2 protein-coding genes are annotated in these 3,140 nt (G+C 35.7%); one reads left to right on the plus strand and one right to left on the minus strand.

Annotated features, from left to right (window positions below):
- Window positions 1-298: 298 nt before the first annotated feature.
- Window positions 299-1,669, plus strand: a complete 1,371-nt coding sequence (locus BIV60_RS26805) for a glycoside-pentoside-hexuronide (GPH):cation symporter (RefSeq protein WP_071358710.1) — start codon at window positions 299-301, stop codon at window positions 1,667-1,669.
- An 82-nt stretch (window positions 1,670-1,751) separates the two neighbouring features.
- Here BIV60_RS26805 and BIV60_RS26810 read toward each other — a convergent pair whose 3' ends face one another.
- Complete coding sequence (locus tag BIV60_RS26810; RefSeq protein WP_071358711.1) at window positions 1,752-2,936, minus strand: ROK family transcriptional regulator; 1,185 nt, start codon at window positions 2,934-2,936, stop codon at window positions 1,752-1,754.
- Window positions 2,937-3,140: the final 204 nt, after the last annotated feature.

The raw sequence follows: 3,140 nt of genomic DNA on the forward strand, positions 1-3,140 counted from the left end.
TGATAGATGGTGTCTAACAATTGGGGTGCAGTTCATATCAACATGATAAGAGGGGTTTTTATTTGATTCTTAAAGTACTGTTCATAAAATTGTAAATATTTTTATTAAAACCGTTTTCAAAAATTAATTGACGAACAAAAATTTCAATGTTATTCTACTTACACAATTAATTAGTTCATTAAACAAATTAATTAACTTTGTTTAAAAGCTAATCTCGAAATTTAGAAAGCTATTATTATATTTTCTAATGAAAAGGGTTTCAAACGAAGAGGTTTGAAAAGAAAGGAAGCGCAGAACAATGCAAACAACAGGCACAAAGAAGTTAACCTTAAAAGAAAAAGTGTCGTATGGTTTAGGTGATGTTGGTAACGGATTCATGTTTGATATGGGGCAAATTTATTTGCTTAAATTTTATACTGACGTACTGGGAATTTCGGCTTACTGGGGCGGGTTAGTATTCTTAATTTCGAAAATTTTTGATGCTTTTGCTGATTCTAGTGTAGGCGCTTTCGTCGATAAACGAAAAGTCGGGAAACGCGGCAAGTTTCGTCCATTTATTCTTTTTGGATCCATCCCGCTTGCAGTTATGACGGTTATTTCGTTTACTGCACCAAATTTTTCTGGAACAGGTAAAATTTTATTTGCGTTTGTAACCTATATGTTGTTTGGACTAGCTTATTCAATTGTAAATATTCCTTATGGATCACTTGCAGCATCAATGACTCAAGATTCTGTTGATCGTGCATCTCTTGGATCATTTCGAGCAATCGGCAGCCAATTTGCACTGCTTATTTCAGGAATGACTGTCGTACCAATTGTTACACATATGCAAAATGAAAAATTAGGCTATGCAATCGGAATTACCATCATGGCAGCCGTTGGGGTTATCTTCCATTATATTTGCTATCGGAATACAACAGAAAATGTCATTAGAGAGCCTAAGAACGAAAAGATTCCTGTATCACGGTTGTTCAAATTATTATTAAGTAATAGACCTTTAATCGCCCTTTGCTTTGTTTGTTTATTTATGGTTGCGGGAAGCAATCTTCGTACTGCGGTTCAGCTCTTCTATTTACAATATAATTTAAATAATACAGGCCTTATGACATTGCTATCTTTTTCAAGTATAGGGATTGCGGTTGTAGGTTCTTTCTTTATTCCTGCACTTGTAAGAAGATTCGGAAAGAAGAGAACCTTCATGATCGGGCTTTTAATTGGAATTGCAGCGGATGCGGCGAACTTCCTTTTACCAGCGAATATACCGACATTCCTTACACTTCTTGCCATTGGGAGCCTGGGATTAAGTTTTGCTCTTGGTTTACCGTGGGTAATGGTGGCGGATACAATCGATTATCATGAATGGAAGACAGGTGAGCGGACTGAAGGAGTAGTATACTCATCCTATAGTTTCTTCCGAAAATTAGCACAGGCGCTTGCCGGGTTTATTCCTGGGGTTGCCCTTGGTTTGATTGGCTATGTTCCAAATGCCCATCAAACAGCAGAAACTCTTTTGGGTATTAAGGGATTAATGTTCCTTGCCCCAGCAATATTCAACTTTATTGCGTTTGTAATTTTATTAGTGGTTTATAATTTAACAGACGAAAAATATAATCAAATTGTAGAAGAATTGAAAGGCAAGAATTCTAATAAAAATCTCAAAAGTGCTTAATATTAGAAAAGCGCAAGCGCCTTGTTCAGCCTCTTTTAAAAAAACCTTTAGCGGACACGCTAAAGGTTTTTGGTTTAAATGACTACGCTTTCATTTTTTCGTTTTGTTCTTCAAATGTAAAATTTAACATGGGTACTTCAAGGAATTTTTTAATTGCGAGTGCACAAGAGCCTAGAACAACAGATTTCTTACCAAAGTCTGAGATGATTAATTCCCGATAATGGCTGATGGAAGAAGTTAAATTTCTTTTAATTTTACTTAGGGAGTCAGGAAACATCCGCAGTAATTCACTTTCAAGAACAATTACATCCGGATTGTACATATTAATCATATTATTTAGGCCAATCGCTAAATAGTAGATCAACTGTTCCATCAGGTGATGAACTTCCGCGTCACCTTCATCCAGCCAAACTTGAATTTGATCATAGGTTAAATTTTTAATTTTTCTTTTCTCTGACAAATATTCAAAAATGCTCGATTCAGATGCATATTTTTCCCAACATCCGTGATTGCCGCAATTGCAGGGCTTGCCTCCAGGAACAATAATCATATGACCTGCTTCACCAGCATATCCGTCATGACCCCGAAAAAACTCATCCTTCATCATCATGCCGATGCCAATACCCGAATAGAGGGTTGTACATAATAAGTTATCAGTGTCGTGGTGCAGATAAACTCGCTCCGCAAAGGAACATACATTTGCATTATTTTCAAGATAAATGGGAAGATCGATTTCTGTTGCCAAATCTCTTTTTAGATTCATTTCATCCCACTTAAGGCGAGGAACATAATGAATCACTTCGTCCTTAGAGACAAGGCCATGGACAGCGATCACAATTCCAACAATTCCGTATTGGCTATCAGAATAATCTGTTTGAAATTTTTTTATTTGTCCCATTAGTAATTGTAAAATCTCCGAATAATCTATCGTATCAATTTTGATACTAACGGATGAAATGGGCTGGCCGAGAAGGTCGGATAAAGTGAAGGAGAGTTGACCATAATCAAGGTCAATCCCTAGAGCGTAACCTGCATGACGGTTTATAGAGAGCATGATGGGCTTCCGTCCGACAGAATTGTGCTCCAGTTGTGTTTCAACAATCAGTCCTTCTTCTAATAAATCTGCAACCTGTGCAGAGATGGTCGCTCTTGTTAAGGCTGTAACTTTAGATAAATCCGCTCTTGAAATCATACCTTCTTTAATAATATGCCGAATAATCAAAGAGCGATTGATTTTTTTTATATATGCTGCGTCACCAGTAATCATGTAAATCCTCCATATTAAGCAGTTGTTTTAAATCTACCCTTATTATATCAAGTTCTTTCATAAATTAGCTGATATTATTCTATTAATTTGTAAAGAGTTAATTGACGGAAAAGGTTAAACGTGGTAAGTTTAGCTTATAATTAATTTGTTTATTAAACAAATTAAAGTAAATAATTTTATAATTGAAGTTTATAGTAATCTGTA

The sequence above is a fragment of the Bacillus sp. MUM 116 genome (assembly GCF_001866655.1).
Taxonomy (GTDB): domain Bacteria; phylum Bacillota; class Bacilli; order Bacillales; family Cytobacillaceae; genus Neobacillus.